This is a genomic window from Halalkalibacter oceani (genome assembly GCF_023715705.1).
GTDB lineage: Bacteria > Bacillota > Bacilli > Bacillales > Bacillaceae_D > Halalkalibacter > Halalkalibacter oceani_A.
The window spans coordinates 237,804-254,210 of the sequence record NZ_JAMBOS010000004.1 but is presented as its reverse complement, the minus strand read 5'-3'; the positions used below and the strand labels follow the sequence as shown (position 1 = coordinate 254,210).

The following is a 16,407-nucleotide window of genomic DNA, read 5'->3' as shown; positions in this document are numbered from 1 at the left end:
AATAAGAAACATAGGTAAAGTAATGTTCAACTCAAAAATAAGGAGGACGAACCGATGCAACAGTATGAAAAAGTAGGTCAATTAAAAGTCGCGACGGAGTTATTTGAGTTTATTAATCAAGAGGCTTTGCCGGAGAGTGGGATTGATCAGCAGCAGTTCTGGGATGGTTTTTCGAGACTTATTGAGGAGCTTGCACCAGAAAATAAAGCTTTGTTGGCAGAGCGTGATCGAATCCAGCAGCAAATTGATCAATGGCATAAGCAGCATCAAGGCTCTTTTGATCCTGCTGCTTACAAAAAGTTTTTAAAAGACATCAACTATCTGGAGGCTGAGAAAGAAGATTATCAGGTTAGGACGGATCATGTCGATTTAGAATTTAGACAACAAGCTGGTCCACAATTAGTTGTTCCGGTGAACAATGCGCGTTATGCCATTAATGCCGCGAACGCGCGCTGGGGAAGTCTGTATGATGCTTTATACGGGACGGATGTGATAGCTGAAGAAGACGGAGCGGAACGCTTGGCTACCTACAATGAAGTTCGTGGGAATAAAGTCATCTCCTTTGCGAAGGACTTTCTTGATAAAACATTCCCGCTTCAAACGGGATCGCATCATGATGTGACAGAATACAAGGCTGGTGCAGAATTTACGGCAACACTGGCAAGCGGTGAAGAAACGACATTACAAGCCGCCGAAAAATACAGAGGTTTTCAAGAAAAAGAGGGTGAGGTGACCGCGATTTTATTAAACAATCATGGTCTTCATGTTGACATTCAGCTTGATCGCAGTCACCCGATCGGTAAAACGGATAAAGCCGGTGTGAAAGATATTCTTGTCGAAGCGGCGATCACAACCATCATGGATTGTGAAGATTCGGTTACAGCGGTTGATGCTGAGGATAAAGTGATCGTCTATCGCAACTGGCTTGGATTAATGAGAGGCGATCTATCAGCATCATTTGAAAAGGCCGGAAAAACAGTGACGCGAACATTAAATCCAGATCGGGTTTATTCAACCGCGAATGGCGGGACATTAACGCTTCGTGGTCGCTCGCTGATGCTTGTCCGTAACGTTGGGCATTTGATGACAATCAACGCTGTACTTGATAAGGATGGAAATGAAGTCCCTGAAGGAATTTTGGATGCGGTTGTAACGAGTTTAATCGCTAAACATACATTGCTCGGCAATGGCAAGTATCAAAATTCAACAACAGGTTCGATTTACATCGTAAAACCAAAAATGCACGGCTCTAAAGAAGTGGCATTTGCCAATAAATTATTCGCACGTGTGGAAGATTTGTTAGGGCTGGAGCGCTTCACCTTGAAAATTGGCGTCATGGATGAAGAACGACGGACGTCACTTAACTTAAAGAATTGTATCTATGAAGTAAAAGAACGGGTAGTTTTTATTAATACAGGCTTCTTGGATCGTACGGGTGATGAAATTCATACATCGATGGAAGCTGGAACGATGGTCCGTAAAAATGATATGAAATCTTCAGCTTGGCTGCAAGCATATGAGAAATCAAATGTCCAAATTGGTTTGAAGGCGGGGTTACAAGGAAAGGCCCAAATTGGAAAAGGAATGTGGGCAATGCCTGATTTAATGAAGGCCATGCTTGAACAAAAAGGCGGGCAAATCAAAGCTGGTGCCAATACAGCCTGGGTTCCTTCTCCTACAGCAGCAACGCTTCATGCGCTTCATTATCACGAAATAAATGTTGTTGAGATTCAAAATGAATTAAAAATACAAAACGGAAATTATGCAGATGAGATTCTGACAATTCCGCTCGCGGAAGAAACAAATTGGAGCCCGGAACAAATTCAAGAAGAGCTGGATAATAACGCACAAGGTATTCTGGGCTATGTTGTTCGTTGGGTTGAACAAGGCGTTGGTTGCTCGAAGGTGCCGGATATTAATGATATAGGATTAATGGAGGATCGTGCGACATTACGTATCTCGAGCCAGCATGTTGCCAATTGGCTTCACCACGGTATTTGCACAGAGGCGCAAGTAAATGAAACATTAGAGCGGATGGCAAAGGTTGTTGACGAGCAAAATGCCGGTGACCCGGCGTATCGTCCAATGTCAGCTAATTTTGATCAGTCGATTGCCTTTCAAGCAGCAAAAGATTTGATTTTCCTCGGTAAAGAACAGCCGAGCGGTTACACAGAACCGATTTTGCATCGTCGTCGGATTGAGTTCAAGCAAAAAGCTGCCCAACAGCTATATAGTAAGCAGTAAAAAGCTTACCTCACGCTTGAAGGGTCTTGATTTTCGAATCAAGCGTTGTTAATAAAAAGATTGAGGAGCTGATTGAATGCAATCCATCAGAGAAAGAGCTTTAGATTTGCATAAACAAACGAGAGGGAAGCTGGATGTCAATTTAAAGGTCGCATTGGAAAGTATGGATGACCTTAGTCTGGCGTATTCTCCCGGCGTTGCCGAGCCTTGTAAGGAAATCCATCTTGATGAAGAGAAGATATATGAGTATACGATTAAAGGAAACCTTGTTGGTGTCATCTCTGATGGAAGCTCAGTTCTTGGGTTAGGCAATATCGGCGGTGGAGCATCAATGCCGGTCATGGAAGGTAAGGCGGCTTTATTCAAAGCGTTTGCAGACATTGATGCCTTTCCAATTTGTTTAAATGTGCAGGATCCGGAGCAAATTATTGCAGCGGTCAAAGCAATGGAGCCCACATTTGGCGGTATCAACCTGGAGGATATTTCAGCTCCTAATTGCTTTCTCATTGAGGAACGTCTGAAGGAGGAAATGAACATTCCAGTCTTCCATGATGATCAACATGGTACGGCGATCGTTTCCGCAGCCGGATTAATAAATGCTTTGAAGTATGTGAACAAACAATTAGAAGATGTCACCGTGGTCGTCAATGGGGCAGGGGCAGCGGGGATTGCGATTACAAATTTATTGTTGAACCTTGGGATTGGCGACCTGATTTTATGTGACTCAAAAGGAATTATCGAGCCTGGACGGCAGAATTTAAACGAGATGAAAACGGCGGTTGCCAAGAGGACAAATAAGCAAGCAAAAGCAGGTAAACTGGCCGAGGCTGTTCGGGGTGCCGATGTGTTTATCGGTGTTTCCGTGGCAGGAGCATTAACACAGGAAATGGTGCGATCTATGGAGAGAGATGCAATTATTTTTGCGATGGCAAATCCAGAGCCGGAAATTATGCCTGAGCAAGCAAAGGAAGCGGGAGCAGTCATTATTGGAACAGGACGGTCCGATCTTCCGAATCAAGTGAATAATGTTCTTGCTTTTCCTGGTATCTTCAAAGGAGCTCTCGAGGTTCGAGCATCAGAAATTAATGAGGAAATGAAAATAGCAGCTGTTTATGCCATTGCTAATTTAATAACAAGTGAAGAATTGACACCAGAGTACATTATTCCAAATGCCTTTGATAAGCGTGTGGTGGAATCTGTCGCAGGAGCGGTTGCCAATGCGGCAATGAAAACAAATGTAGCAAGACACTCTATGAGACGTACACCTGTTGGAAAGTGAAATGCAGCTAAACTTGACAGGTTTGAGGGAGAGACGAGTAGGAAGATAATGTTAATTAAACGAATAGGTGTGTGGGAGGAAAAATAGTCCTGCGCCTTGCTTTTAGTCTGGAAAAGGTGAAACCTGCCTTTATTCCAGGCTTTTTTTTATTCTTTGAAAAACAGAAAATTCATGTAAAGCAAAACGTTCTTGGCATAAAACATAACATACTACCATATTAGTATAAAAGGTGATCCTAATGAAAATAACCATTGATAAAACAAAATCAATTCATTCTCAAGTCTATGAAGTAATCAAAGAAGCGATTATTTCGTTGGAATTTTTGCCAGGACAGCGTTTATCGGAGAAAGAGCTGTCGGCGCTGCTGGAAGTGAGCAGAACGCCGATCAGGGAAGCATTCATTAGACTCTCGGAAAAAGGTCTGCTCGAAATTTATCCGCAAAGGGGGACGTTTGTCTCGTATATCGACATTGATAAAGTGAAAGAGTCACTCTTTGTCAGGGAATCGCTAGAATGCGCTGCTCTTCATCAAAGCATTATCCGATTGAACGAGGATGATATCGATGCATTACAGGCATTGATTGCCAAACAAAAGGAGTTTCGGGATGAAAAGATGCGCGAAACCTTCTATCACTTTGATGAAAGATACCACGAGAGGCTAATTGAAATCAGCGGCTATCAAAATGTCTGGTCCGTAATTCAGGCAGAAAAGCTGCACCTTGATCGTGTTCGCTATCTCAGTCTGCTGGCGACTAGAAAGACGAGCAAACTGATTGAGGAGCACGAAGAGATTTTGAATGCGGTCATCGCAAAGGATGTCGAGCTGGCCCACTATAAATTAAGCAAACATATTAAAGAGAGCACGGTAGAAATCATTGAACTGTATAAGGAGAAATATAGTGAACTTTTTTCGAAATCATAAAGGTTATTGGGGAAGATGTCCACTTTTTAAGGCATCTTTTTTCAGATAGAAAGGAGTCAGCAGATGGAGCTTAAAATTGAAGATTTTCAACTAGAAGGCGGGTTTGAGCTGGAATTACCGACGATGTATCCGGTGCGGCAGACGTTTGCTATGACGAAAATCGAGGTGCAGTCGATTCCAGCACTGATTCACGAGGAGTGTCAGCGGAAGCAGCTCGTGGCAAAAATCAAGCCGGGGATGAAAATTGCAGTCGGCGTCGGCAGCAGAGGGATTACAAATTTGCAGGCGATTGTCAAAGCGACAATCACCGAGTTAAAAGCACTAGGAGCAGAGCCGTTTATTGTGCCGGCAATGGGAAGTCACGGCGCGGGAAAAGCCGAGGGCCAGGCGAAAATTTTAGCGGGGTATGGGATTACGGAAGCGGAAGTCGGCGCCCCGGTCAGAGCAAGTATGGATACCGTCTATCTTGGCAAAGCCTATGGCGACGTCGAGGTGTACTTCGATCGACTGGCGTATGAAGACGCGGAAGGAATTATCGTCATTGCGAGAATTAAGCCGCATACAGATTTTAAAGGTGAAATTGAAAGCGGTATCATGAAGATGCTTGGCATTGGCCTCGGCAAGCATAAAGGGGCGAGCTATCTGCATAAAGGGGGGATGGGAGACTTCGCCGAGCTGATTCCAGCCGTCGGGCGCCACATTATCGAACGGACGCCGTTTCTTTTTGGCGTCGGCATTATTGAAAATTCATGTCACGAAACCGCCCATGTCGAAGTCGTGCTAAAAGAACAGTTGCCAGAACGGGAAAAAGAACTGTTAGTTGAAGCGAAGCGGTTAATGCCGAAGCTGCTATGTGAGGAAATCGATGTGTTGATCGTCGATGAAATCGGTAAGAACATAAGCGGTAGCGGGATGGATTCGAATATTATTGGACGGTCCTCCTGTAATCAGTCGGAAGTATTCGATGCTCCGCCAATCAGTAAAATTGTCGTTCTGAATATAACGAAAGAAACAAAAGGCAACGCCTCCGGAATTGGCCTCGCGGACTATACAACCGTCCGGACGGTCGAAAGCATTGATTTTTCCGCGCTGTATGCCAATTCAACGACAGCGGTCGAAATTAACGGCGCCAAGCTGCCGGTCATACTCGCCACTGATCAAAAAGCGATTGTAACAGCGATCCGGACGGCCGGACGGAGACAAATCGAGGATGTAAAAGTAGTCCGCATTAAAAATACGCTGGAGCTTGACCGGATTTTCATTTCAGAGAATTTAGTCGAAGAGGCGAAAAATCACCCACAGATGGAAGTAGCAGGGGCAGCTGCTTCCTGGACATTCGACCAGACTGGAAATCTAATCAATTAACGCCGAAGGAGGGACCTATGAAACTTGTCACGACGATCCATATTCCGGAAACACAACTGAATCAATTAAGAGATTCCTATCCTGATATCACAATTTGTCATTGTCACTCAGAAAAGGAGGCGCAGTCCTATTTAGAGGAGGCTGACATTGTGCTGTCTGATCATTTGAACTTCACCCCTGAGTCAATCGAAAAAGCACCGAGGCTGAAATGGCTTCAGCTTACGACCGCCGGAGTTGAAAATATTCCGTTCGCTGAATTAGCCGAAAGAGGAATCACCGTTACGAATGCGAAGGGAATCCACGGCTCACAAATGGGAGAATACGCACTTGGCATGATGCTCGCCCATACCCGCAAGCTATTACACTACCGGGAGCTGCAGAAAAAGCATCAGTGGGAAGGAGGGTTCATTGGTGGAGAATTAGCCGGGAAAACGGTGACGATTGTTGGCGCCGGGGCAATTGGGTCTGCGATTGCTGAAATGTGTAAAGTATTCGGGATGAACGTTTATGGAGCCAGCCGCAGCGGCTTAAGCAAGCCGAATTTTGATCGGATCGTCAAGAGGGAATGGGAGGCGCTCTTGACGGAGAGTTCGTTTGTCATTGTCCTGCTGCCATTGACCCCTCGGACGAAGCATTTTATCCACCAAGAGCATTTTGCTGCGATGCCACAGGACTGCTTTTTCATCAATTTGGCGCGCGGTTCTGTTGTGAAGGAAGCGGATTTAATCACCGCGCTGGAAAGCGGCCAAATCGGCGGAGCTGCATTAGACGTATTTGAAAAGGAGCCGCTTGAGCCTGAAAGTCCGTTGTGGGAGATGAAGCATGTCTTTCTTACGCCCCATATTGCCGGAAATTCCGATCATTATATGGAGAGGGTGTTTCGGATTGTGCTTGAAAATGTTGCGAACTTCCTTGCGAACAAACCGTTAAAAAATCAGGTTGATCTGAAAGCAAACTATTAAATATAAGAAAGCGGAGGAAAAAATGAAAATTACTCAGATTGAAACGATCCGTTTAGAAGAGTTTCCGAATATTTGTTTTGTCCAGGTTCACACCGATCAAGGTCACATCGGGCTTGGGGAAACGTATTTTGCCGCAGAAGCAGTTGAAGCCTGGATTCACGAAGCGGGTGCGCCTGTACTTCTTGGAAAAGACCCGCTGACGATTGAGCGGCATTGGCAGTCGATGGTTGGTTTTATCGGCTCCCGCAGCACCGGAGTCGAAAATCGCGGACGGTCTGCGTTGGATATTGCGCTTTGGGATATTTTCGGCCAGGTCACGAAGCAGCCAATCTATCAGCTGCTTGGCGGGAAATGCCGCGAGAAAATCAAAGCCTACAATACGTGTGCCGGCTATCATTATACGCGCAAGCGCCCGAAGCACGCCAGTCTTCCGGTTGATAACTGGGGGGTCGGTGATGCACAAGGGCCATATGAGGATCTTGACGGCTTTCTCTATCATGCCGGGGACTTAGCTGAAAGTCTAGTTGAGGAAGGGTTTATGGGAATGAAAATCTGGCCGTTCGATTTATATGCGGAAGCAACGAAAGGCCGTTATATTTCTCCGGCCGACTTAAACAAAGCACTCGAGCCTTTCAGGCAAATACGGGAACGGGTCGGCAACAAAATCGAAATTATGGTGGAGTTGCACTCGTTATGGGATTTGCCGACAGCGAAGCAGATCGCGCAAGCGCTTGAGGAATTTGAGCCGTTCTGGTATGAGGACCCGATTAACATGGATAATCTTGATGCGCTGCAGGAGTTTGCCCGCTCGACGCGGGTGCGGACAGCGGCGAGTGAAACGCTCGGAACGCGTTGGGCATTCCGCGATATTTTAGAGCGGAATGCAGCGGGCGTCATCATTTTTGATCCAACGTTTACCGGGGGGATTTCAGAAGGGAAACGGATCGCGACACTTGCCGAGACGTATGAAGTTCCCGTTACCCCGCATGATTGTGTCGGTCCGGTCTCCTTTGCCGTCGATGTCCATTTAACGATTAATGCGCCAAACGCCTTTGTCCAGGAATGCGTGCGTGCATTTTATTCAGGCTGGTATAAGGAGCTGGTTACGGAAGTCCCTGTCGTCAAGGCCGGCTATGTTTACCCGCTGGAAGGGCCTGGTCTCGGGACCGCGTTACGTCCGGAAGTGTTTGAACGTGAGGATATGACAAAGAGAGTATCACGCTATCAAACACCGCTTATTAGCACATAATCTGGCAATGAATAGATGGAAATAATAGACAATTACATCATCTTCCTACTTCTAACGGTCTTTTTTTTGGCGAATCGATTTTTTGAAAGATTTCGCCCAAGGGTGCATATAGATACAAGTAGTATGGTAGTAGATCGTGTTCCTCGCAAAGTAAGCGCCTTCCTTGTTGCTGGCGGCCTGGACCATTGGGAGAATTTAGAGAAGGGGAGTGGTGAAGATGCAGCTGTTAAAACCGTATGTCAGTTTTATGGAGCGTCTGAACAAATGGATGCTGATCTTTGTCGGGATTTTACTTGGCGTGATGACGCTTTTTATTTGTACGCAAGTTTTTTACCGATACGCGCTCAACCAATCGTTAAGCTGGACTGAAGAGGCGACGAAATATATTAGCATCTGGTCTGTCTTTCTCGGAGCGAGCATTGCGGCAGGCAGACGGGAGCTGATCTCTGTTGAGGCGATTATGCAGCTCATTCCGGAAAAAATCGAAAAGGCTTTCCGAGTCATGGTTCTCTTTTTCTCAATTGTTTTTTGTCTCTATTTAATCATTTATGGCTTCAGCATGGTTCAGGAAGTCGCTGTTCAGCGCTCGACAGCATTGCGGCTTCCGATGTGGATCCCGTATGCAGCGATTCCGGTCGGTGGATTTCTGATTTTATTGAACTTATTCAGTGTGCTGATCCGCACGTTTCAAGTAGAAGAAAGGGGAGAGTGAGATGGCGCTCTTTATGTTTATTACTTTGCTTGTGCTGATGCTGCTGAGTGTCCCGATCGCTTTTTCCCTTGGCCTCTCTTCTATCGTCGCGATTCTTATTGATGGAAACCTGCCGTTTGAATTATTAATTCAGCGGATGTTTACTTCGATTGATTCCTTTGCGCTGCTGGCGGTGCCCTTTTTCGTATTGGCCGGAAAAATCATGGGGACCGGAGGAATTTCACGGCGTCTCGTCAATCTGGCATCAGCGTTTATCGGGCATCTGTCAGGTGGATTGGCAGTCGTGACAATCGTCGCCTCGATGCTCTTTGGGGCGATTTCCGGCTCCAGTGCGGCAACTGTTGCCGCCTTAGGAGCGATTCTTATCCCGGCGATGATCAAGAAGGGCTACAGCAAGCGGTTTGCCGCCGCATCCCAGGCCGTTTCCGGGGAGCTGGGCGTCATTATTCCGCCGAGTATTCCGATGATTCTCTACGGGGTGTCAACCGGAACGTCGATTGGTGCAATGTTTCTGGCCGGGATTATTCCCGGGCTGATTATCGGGCTGCTGCTCGTGATTACCGTTACGATCCTTGCCAAAATCAAAGGCTATCCGAACGATGTCAAGACGACATGGAAGGATAAATGGGTCGCTTTGAAGGAGTCGACGCTGGCCTTGCTGATGCCTGTCATTATTTTAGGCGGGATCTATGGAGGAATCTTCACACCGACAGAAGCTGCGGCCGTATCAGTTGTCTATGCCCTGATCGTCGGCTTATGGATTTATAAAGAAATTAAATTGAAGGATCTCCTGCCAATCCTCGGAGAATCAGCTGTTCTATCAGCAATTATTATGATCATTGTTTCGGCTGCCGGACTGTTTGGCTGGATTATGACAAAGGGGATGATTCCGCAGCAAGCGGCTTCGCTTATTACCGATTTCACGACTAGTAAAGTTATCTTCCTTCTGCTCGTCAATCTGTTTCTCTTTTTTATCGGTATGTTCTTTGAGACGAGTGCGGCGATTATTATATTAGCGCCGATTCTTTTGCCGGTTGCATTAACGTTTGGCGTCGACCCGGTTCACTTCGGCATTATTATGATCGTCAATTTAGCGATGGGAATGGTGACACCGCCAGTTGGCGTCAATTTGTTCATCTCAAGCCGGATCGCCGGGATTTCACTCGAAGAAATTACGAAAGGGATTTTGCCTTTCTTACTCGTCCTGATTATTAACCTGCTCATATTAACGTTTTTACCGGTGATTAGTCTTTGGCTGCCGAACCTTCTGTAAAACTAAACTTACGAAGACCTGCTATTGAAAGGAGGGGTGCCGGGTTTTGTGAAGTCATCTCACTGCGCTTATTCCTTGCTGCTTATACAATTTAAGGAGGGTTCATGATGAAAGCGAAATTTTTCTTTATTGGTATGGCCTTGCTCTTTGCCTTGCTGCTTGCTGCCTGTGGCGGAAGCTCCGACACTCAGACGGAAGCGGAGCCAGGTGCGGGCAGCGGTGATCAGGGAGAGGAAGCACCGGCTGAAGGCGGCGGCAGTTACTCGATTGATATCGGCTATATTAACGCGACGGACAGTGAGACGGATTTAGGCGCGCGGAAGTTCAAGGAACTGATTGAAGAAAAAACGGGTGGGGAGCTGACGGTAAACATTTTCGCCAATGCCCAGCTCGGCGGTGAACGCGATTTGCTTGAGGGGATGTCGCTGCAAACCGTCGATATGGTCATCACCGGCGATGCGATCTTCGGGATGTTCGCTCCGGAATACAGCGGTTTGTCATTGCCGTTTTTAATTAAGGACACCGACCATTTGGATCGCGTGCTTGACGGAGAAGTCGGCGATGAAATTAATGCAGCGATCAACGAGTCACTTAATTCGAGCATTTTGGATTACTGGCACCGCGGGCCGCGGAACTTGACGGCCAATATGGAAATCCGGTCGCCGGAAGATTTAAATGGAATGAAACTGAGAGTTCCCGAAATTCCATTAGTGGTGGAAGCGTGGAAAATTCTTGGCGCCAACCCGACGCCGATGGCATTTGATCAATTGTACGTGGCGCTCGAGCAAAGAACAGTTGACGGCCAGGAAAACCCGCTCGATATGATTTATACATCGAAGCTGCATGAGGTGCAAAATTATGTGATGACGACGCAGCATTTAATTGCGCCGATGGTCGTTGTCATCAACAATGATACGTTTGAAAGCTTCCCTGAAGAGATGCAGGCGCAGGTCGTTGAAGCAATTGAAGAAGCCGGTACTTATCAGAAGCAGCTCGTCAAAGAAAACGAGGAAGTCTACAGACAGCAGATCATCGATGACGGAACGACGATTATTGATGACGTTGACCGTGATGCTTTCGCCAGAAAGCTTGAGGAGAGCAACATCGTAGAACAATTTGAAGGTGAGTGGGCACCGGACCTCGTCGAGCGGATTCGAGCGGCGGAGTAGCGGCTCTGATAAGAAGAAAAGGCTGGAAGTGAGAGAAATTGTGACTTCTGGCTTTCTTCTGTAAAACGAAGAGACAAGGAGAGAGGGCATGAAGAAAATCGCGTTTATCGGATTGGGGATTATGGGAAAACCAATGGCAGGTAATTTAATACAAGCTGGCTATGATGTAACCGTTTTTGATTTGGTGGAATCGCCGGTCAGGGAAATGGTCAGACAAGGTGCGAAAGAAGCGCAGACGATTGAACAGCTGGTCGAACGAAATGAGATTGTGATTACGATGCTTCCGAATTCTCCTCATGTCAAAGCAGCTTTAACAGATGGCGCAGAGGCGGTGATTCACTATGCAGCACCGGGGACGATCGTGATTGATATGAGCAGTATCTCGCCAAAGGTCACGAAAGAAATCCACGAGGCTTTCCAGGAAAAAGGAGTCGGCTTTATCGATGCCCCGGTGAGCGGGGGCCGGACGGGAGCGGAAGCAGGCACCTTATCCATTATGGTTGGGGGCGATCGGCCTCATTTTGATGCAGTGAAGGATGTCCTCGACGTATTAGGGGGAAGGGTTACTTATATGGGAGGAAGCGGTGCCGGACAAACAACGAAAATTTGTAACCAAATCATGGTCGCCGGTACGGTGACGACGATGAGTGAGGCGCTGGCGGTTGCCAAAAAGGAAGAGCTCGACCTTTATCATGTGCGTGATGTTTTGCAGTCGGGAGGAGCGAACTGCTGGCATTTGGAGCATAAGGCAGCTGGAATGATCGCTGGTGACTACTCTCCAAGCTTTAAGGCAGAGCTGCTGCTGAAGGATGTCCGTCTTGCTGTCGATAAAGCGCAGGAGGAAGGGCTCGATTTGCCGCTTTTACGGAAAACAGAAGAGATGTTTGCCCGATTGGTTGATCAATACGGGGGAGGCATTGATTATACGGCTATTTTCAAACAAATTTGCGCTGATATTGAAGAGGTGGAGTAATAAAGACGTATACAGAGAGGAGCTTGACAGATGAAAATTTTAGTTACGGGCGGATTCGGCCTAATCGGAGCGAATGCGGTAAAAAGGCTGGCGCACGAAGGGCATCAGGTCGTGCTGTTCGATAAAACGATTGAGCGGGAAACGGATTTCTTTGACGGGAGTGATTCGATTGAATTTGAAGAAGGGGATGTGACAAACCATTTTACTGTTACCGAGCTTTTTGCGAAGCATCGCTTTGATGCGATCATCCATTCAGCGGCTAATTTAAATGGAATGTATTGCAAAGCTCATCCCACTGATGCCGTGGAGACGAACACAATCGGCACATTAACCTTATTGGAGCTGGCGAGAATTCATCACATTCAAAAGTTCATTTATATCGGCTCCGGTTCGGTCTTCGGGAAACAGACATCAACCGATCCAATTGATGAAACGGTGCCGGCGACACCGATGAATACGTACGCCACAACGAAGCGGCTAAGCGAAGAATTGCTGCATTGCTACCGTGTAAATTATGGTATGGAAACGATCAACATTCGCGTCTCCTGGGTGTTCGGCCCATTACCGACAGTGAAAGAGCCACGCTGGAGCAATGGACCAATTGCTTATTACACATATAAAGTTCTAACTGAAAATCAATTAGAAGAGCGCACAGGTCGGGATTTCATCGCCAATTTCACCTATGTTGATGATGTGACGGAAGGGATCGTCCGCCTGCTCGAAACAGATGAGGCACCTCCATGCGTGCATTTAAGCAGTGAACAATTATACGGCAATCAGGAGATTATTGAATTTCTTCAGCAAAAATGTCCCGAAAGCAACATCCGCGTCGGCAAAGGAGCAGAGCCATTCGTGCTTCAGGCGCCAATCAGGGGGCCGCTTGTTTCCATTTATAAAGAGCAGATCGGTTACAAGCCGTCTGCCGACTTCAGGGAGTCACTCGAAGCGTATTTCACCTGGCTGAAAACTGAATTGAAAAAGAGAAATGAAGTCAATGCCGACCGGCATGAAAGCAAGTTGGCTGCTGTTCGAAAAATGAAAGGAACACAGTGAAAGCCTAAAGGAAGGTCGAAAGCCTACCGACAGAGGAGTAAATAGAGAAAAAGACAGTGAAGTATTGCCGAATGTCGAATCGGGATGAAGGAAGGAAAGCAATACGGTTGTTAGCGGAGCGGTGGTGAACCGAATTTTCAACCTGAATAAAGCAGGAAAGGAACACTGCCTTCCTGCTTTATTCATATAATGACATTGTCCCCCTGTGTGGGGATCTTTTATTTTACAAACGATAACCGGGCAATCGCGTCATGCTGATGGATCGATTCCTCATTGCGGCATTCGATTTCAAAAGCTTTTACCGCCTCGTGCTCATAAAGGTCGGCGGCGACAAGACGAGCCAGATCTTCGACAAAGCGCGGGTTTTCATAAGCGTGCTCGGTTACGGCCTTTTCATCAGGACGCTTCAGCACTGGATAGAGAATCGAGCTGGCATTTGTTTCCGCCGCTTCTAATAAAACCGTCTTCCAGTCAGTTTCCACTGCCTCGTCGACCGTCACCGTCATGGTGACAAAGCCACGTTGATTATGGGCACTGTACTCACTGATCTCCTTCGAGCACGGACAGAGCGTGGTGACAGCGGCTGTTAAGGTAATCGTCGATTGATAGCCCTGTTTTTCATCATAGGTGACATCATAGGTCACGTCGGCGTGAGCCATCCCTTCCTTTTGCAGAGCGGGACTTGATTTCGTAAAGAACCACGGAAACGTCACGCGAACGTTCGAGCTCGACTGCTTCATTTCCTTCGCTAAAATCGCTGTAAACTCGCGCAGCGTTTCAACCGAAAGCAGGTGGGTTTGGAAAAAGAGATGGAGCTGTTCGGTTAAACGGCTCATATTAATTCCTTTAAAATCCTGTTCGAGGCTTGTTGTCAATGCGAACTCCGCCGTTGTTGTCTGCGTCGTCGGTGCAAGCTCCGCTTCAATCATCACCGGATATTTAACGTTGGAAATGCCAACCTGTTGAATCGGAAAATAAAAATCATCTGGTTTATTTTGAAGGTCTGGCATCTTCTCTTTGTCCGTTGGCTTGCTGCCGACAATCGGATCGACAGAACCAAAGTGACGATGACGCTCAGCCTTTGGTGGTAACGAACGTTTCATCTACTCATCACTCCTGAAAATTCATGTTTTCTATCTGGACCTAGCTTATGTTTCCTCGCTTTTTTTCTATCCAATATTCAAATAGTAAGAAAGACGGCTAAGTAAGTCAATAGTATTGCATTGACGCTCCCTCCATATTACACTACAAAGGGAAAAAGAGACAAGAAAGTAGGTTTAATATGAAAAAAGGGACAATTGCGTTAATAGGTGGAGCTGTCGTGTTGCTCATTCTCGGCTTTGTGATTCCGGTATCAGTCGGTCCGTCAGAGGATGCGCGGGTCGTCATTGATCATACAAAAAAAGTGTATAGTGCCCCTGCTTGCTTTGATCAGGCTGATTTGACCAATAATCTGGAAGAAACAACGCTTGCCCAGGCCCGCCAATTATCTTATCTTAGTGAATCAAGTTGTACGGATCAGGAATTGGCGACCGAACGAAAGCCGTTTTTGATTGCGATCTTTCAGTAGAGATCGGTACGTATCCTCTATCCAGAAGAGCTAATTGTATGGAAGAAAGATGTCATCTGTACTGATGCCCAGTGAGCCTTGGATCTCTTGCAAAAATCGATTATGTGGGTCTTTTCGGGATAATCTACATATGGTATAGTTGGAATGTTCTAATAACTGATAGTAGAGAGAAATGCTGAAATAAGGAGCTGGAGAGCAAACATGAAAGTAGCAAAATTTGGGGGTACCTCTGTTGCGAGCGCGGAGCAAATAAAGAAAGTTGCCGATATCGTTGCTGCTGATAAAGAGCGAAAAATTATCGTCGTTTCTGCTCCAGGAAAGCGGAGCAGTGCCGATACGAAAGTAACGGATCTGCTGATACGTCTTGCTGAGGAGGCGTTGAGCCAGGGGGATACGGAGGACGCGCTGGAGGCTGTCGTGGCGCGTTATGCGGACATTGCGACAGGCTTAGGAGTGGGCGATGATATTGTCGCAACAATCGAAGCCGATTTGAGAAAGCGTCTTGAGTTTGACCGCAATCAGCCGGAATCGTTCATGGATTTGATCAAAGCAAGCGGTGAAGACAATAATGCGAAATTGATTGCCAATTATTTTCAAAGTCTCGGCCTGAATGCGGTTTATTTGAATCCGCAGGAAGCCGGCTTATATGTCAGTGACGAGCCAGGCAATGCCCAGGTGTTGCCGGAAGCGTTTGATCATTTGGCGAAGCTGCGTGATACGAAGGAAATCATCGTATTTCCCGGCTTTTTCGGGTACTCGAAGGAAGGTAAGCTGGTCACGTTCCCGCGCGGCGGTTCAGACATTACCGGTTCGATCCTCGCAGCCGGAGTGGAAGCTGATCTATACGAAAATTTCACCGATGTTGATTCGGTTTTTGCGGCCAATCCGAATGTGGTCGCCAACCCGGTCAAGATTAAGCGGATGACCTATCGCGAAATGCGTGAGCTGTCCTATGCCGGATTTTCCGTCTTTCATGACGAGGCGCTGATTCCAGCCTTCCGCAAACGGATTCCGGTTTGCGTGAAAAATACGAATAATCCATCTTCCTCCGGTACGATGATTATTTCAGAGCGGGAATATTTTTTGAATCCGGTCATCGGCATAGCGGCGGATGAAGGCTTCTCCACGATTTATGTGCGCAAGTACCTGATGAACCGGGAAGTCGGCTTTGGCCGTAAACTGCTGCAAATTTTGGAGGATGAATGCCTGTCCTATGAGCATATTCCTTCCGGGATTGATGATACGTCCGTCATCCTTCGTCAGAATCAGCTGACGCCCGATATGGAAGCGCGCATCATCAAGCGGATTCGCGAAGAGCTTTGCGTCGATGATGTGTATGTCGAGAAGGATTTTGCGATGGTGATGATCGTCGGTGAAGGGATGCATAATACCGTTGGTGTCTCCGCCAGAGCAACGGCAGCATTGGCCCGGGCCAATGTCAATATCGAGATGATCAACCAGGGCTCTTCCGAAGTCAGTCTCGTGCTCGGCGTCCATCAGGAGGATGCCGACCGTGCTGTACGCGCTCTCTACGAAGAATTCTTCGCCGGAGCGGGGGAGACAGTGCAATAGGTTGTATTCACACAACCTAGAAGCAACGAGTGGAGTCTGCGCGCAGTACGGAACCGTTGCCATC

At 47.0% G+C, this 16,407-nt stretch carries 14 protein-coding genes; 13 read left to right on the top strand and 1 reads right to left on the bottom strand.

All coding sequences use genetic code 11. The features are described from left to right. The first annotated feature begins 54 nt into the window (after positions 1 to 54). From M3212_RS06300 to M3212_RS06250, 11 genes are all read left to right on the top strand, one after another. A complete protein-coding gene (locus tag M3212_RS06300; protein WP_251193107.1) occupies positions 55 to 2,244 on the top strand; it encodes a malate synthase G in 2,190 nt (729 codons plus the stop codon). A 76-nt stretch (positions 2,245 to 2,320) separates the two neighbouring features. Continuing rightward, positions 2,321 to 3,523 (top strand): NAD(P)-dependent malic enzyme, encoded by a 1,203-nt coding sequence (locus M3212_RS06295; RefSeq protein ID WP_251193106.1) that lies wholly within the window; start codon positions 2,321 to 2,323, stop codon positions 3,521 to 3,523. Positions 3,524 to 3,761: 238 nt separating this feature from the next. Then, complete coding sequence (locus M3212_RS06290; protein WP_251193105.1) at positions 3,762 to 4,445, top strand: GntR family transcriptional regulator; 684 nt, start codon at positions 3,762 to 3,764, stop codon at positions 4,443 to 4,445. Between the two features lie 63 nt (positions 4,446 to 4,508). Further along, the gene (locus M3212_RS06285) at positions 4,509 to 5,810 is read left to right on the top strand and encodes a DUF362 domain-containing protein (protein ID WP_251193104.1); all 1,302 of its coding nucleotides are present in this window, start codon (positions 4,509 to 4,511) and stop codon (positions 5,808 to 5,810) included. A gap of 17 nt (positions 5,811 to 5,827) precedes the next feature. Further along, entirely contained in the window at positions 5,828 to 6,772 is a 945-nt protein-coding gene (locus tag M3212_RS06280) for a D-2-hydroxyacid dehydrogenase (RefSeq protein WP_251193103.1), read from the top strand. A 22-nt stretch (positions 6,773 to 6,794) separates the two neighbouring features. Further along, positions 6,795 to 8,021: a mandelate racemase/muconate lactonizing enzyme family protein gene (locus M3212_RS06275; RefSeq protein WP_251193102.1), complete on the top strand. Its 1,227-nt coding sequence runs from the start codon at positions 6,795 to 6,797 to the stop codon at positions 8,019 to 8,021. A gap of 217 nt (positions 8,022 to 8,238) precedes the next feature. After that, positions 8,239 to 8,733: a TRAP transporter small permease gene (locus M3212_RS06270; protein WP_251193101.1), complete on the top strand. Its 495-nt coding sequence runs from the start codon at positions 8,239 to 8,241 to the stop codon at positions 8,731 to 8,733. A 1-nt stretch (position 8,734) separates the two neighbouring features. Further along, positions 8,735 to 10,006 (top strand): TRAP transporter large permease, encoded by a 1,272-nt coding sequence (locus tag M3212_RS06265; protein ID WP_251193100.1) that lies wholly within the window; start codon positions 8,735 to 8,737, stop codon positions 10,004 to 10,006. Positions 10,007 to 10,113: 107 nt separating this feature from the next. Next, entirely contained in the window at positions 10,114 to 11,175 is a 1,062-nt protein-coding gene (locus tag M3212_RS06260) for a TRAP transporter substrate-binding protein (RefSeq protein WP_251193099.1), read from the top strand. A gap of 88 nt (positions 11,176 to 11,263) precedes the next feature. Continuing rightward, complete coding sequence (locus tag M3212_RS06255; RefSeq protein ID WP_251193098.1) at positions 11,264 to 12,148, top strand: NAD(P)-dependent oxidoreductase; 885 nt, start codon at positions 11,264 to 11,266, stop codon at positions 12,146 to 12,148. A 30-nt stretch (positions 12,149 to 12,178) separates the two neighbouring features. Next, positions 12,179 to 13,201, top strand: a complete 1,023-nt coding sequence (locus M3212_RS06250) for an NAD-dependent epimerase/dehydratase family protein (protein WP_251193097.1) — start codon at positions 12,179 to 12,181, stop codon at positions 13,199 to 13,201. 218 nt (positions 13,202 to 13,419) lie between these two features. Here M3212_RS06250 and folE2 read toward each other — a convergent pair whose 3' ends face one another. Then, on the bottom strand, positions 13,420 to 14,304 hold the full coding sequence (gene folE2 / locus M3212_RS06245; protein WP_251193096.1) for a GTP cyclohydrolase FolE2: 885 nt from the start codon (positions 14,302 to 14,304) through the stop codon (positions 13,420 to 13,422). Positions 14,305 to 14,483: 179 nt separating this feature from the next. Here folE2 and M3212_RS06240 point away from each other — a divergent pair, with 179 nt between their 5' ends. Beyond that, positions 14,484 to 14,771: a hypothetical protein gene (locus tag M3212_RS06240; protein ID WP_251193095.1), complete on the top strand. Its 288-nt coding sequence runs from the start codon at positions 14,484 to 14,486 to the stop codon at positions 14,769 to 14,771. Positions 14,772 to 14,972: 201 nt separating this feature from the next. After that, a complete protein-coding gene (locus M3212_RS06235) occupies positions 14,973 to 16,343 on the top strand; it encodes an aspartate kinase (protein WP_251193094.1) in 1,371 nt (456 codons plus the stop codon). Positions 16,344 to 16,407 lie beyond the last annotated feature (64 nt).

Bases quoted from the DNA above. Each gene is read 5' to 3' on its own strand.
- M3212_RS06300 (WP_251193107.1), top strand. From the start codon at position 55: ATGCAACAGTATGAAAAAGTAGGTCAATTAAAAGTCGCGACGGAGTTA.
- M3212_RS06295 (WP_251193106.1), top strand. From the start codon at position 2,321: ATGCAATCCATCAGAGAAAGAGCTTTAGATTTGCATAAACAAACGAGA.
- M3212_RS06290 (WP_251193105.1), top strand. From the start codon at position 3,762: ATGAAAATAACCATTGATAAAACAAAATCAATTCATTCTCAAGTCTAT.
- M3212_RS06285 (WP_251193104.1), top strand. From the start codon at position 4,509: ATGGAGCTTAAAATTGAAGATTTTCAACTAGAAGGCGGGTTTGAGCTG.
- M3212_RS06280 (WP_251193103.1), top strand. From the start codon at position 5,828: ATGAAACTTGTCACGACGATCCATATTCCGGAAACACAACTGAATCAA.
- M3212_RS06275 (WP_251193102.1), top strand. From the start codon at position 6,795: ATGAAAATTACTCAGATTGAAACGATCCGTTTAGAAGAGTTTCCGAAT.
- M3212_RS06270 (WP_251193101.1), top strand. From the start codon at position 8,239: ATGCAGCTGTTAAAACCGTATGTCAGTTTTATGGAGCGTCTGAACAAA.
- M3212_RS06265 (WP_251193100.1), top strand. From the start codon at position 8,735: ATGGCGCTCTTTATGTTTATTACTTTGCTTGTGCTGATGCTGCTGAGT.
- M3212_RS06260 (WP_251193099.1), top strand. From the start codon at position 10,114: ATGAAAGCGAAATTTTTCTTTATTGGTATGGCCTTGCTCTTTGCCTTG.
- M3212_RS06255 (WP_251193098.1), top strand. From the start codon at position 11,264: ATGAAGAAAATCGCGTTTATCGGATTGGGGATTATGGGAAAACCAATG.
- M3212_RS06250 (WP_251193097.1), top strand. From the start codon at position 12,179: ATGAAAATTTTAGTTACGGGCGGATTCGGCCTAATCGGAGCGAATGCG.
- folE2 (WP_251193096.1), bottom strand. From the start codon at position 14,304: ATGAAACGTTCGTTACCACCAAAGGCTGAGCGTCATCGTCACTTTGGT.
- M3212_RS06240 (WP_251193095.1), top strand. From the start codon at position 14,484: ATGAAAAAAGGGACAATTGCGTTAATAGGTGGAGCTGTCGTGTTGCTC.
- M3212_RS06235 (WP_251193094.1), top strand. From the start codon at position 14,973: ATGAAAGTAGCAAAATTTGGGGGTACCTCTGTTGCGAGCGCGGAGCAA.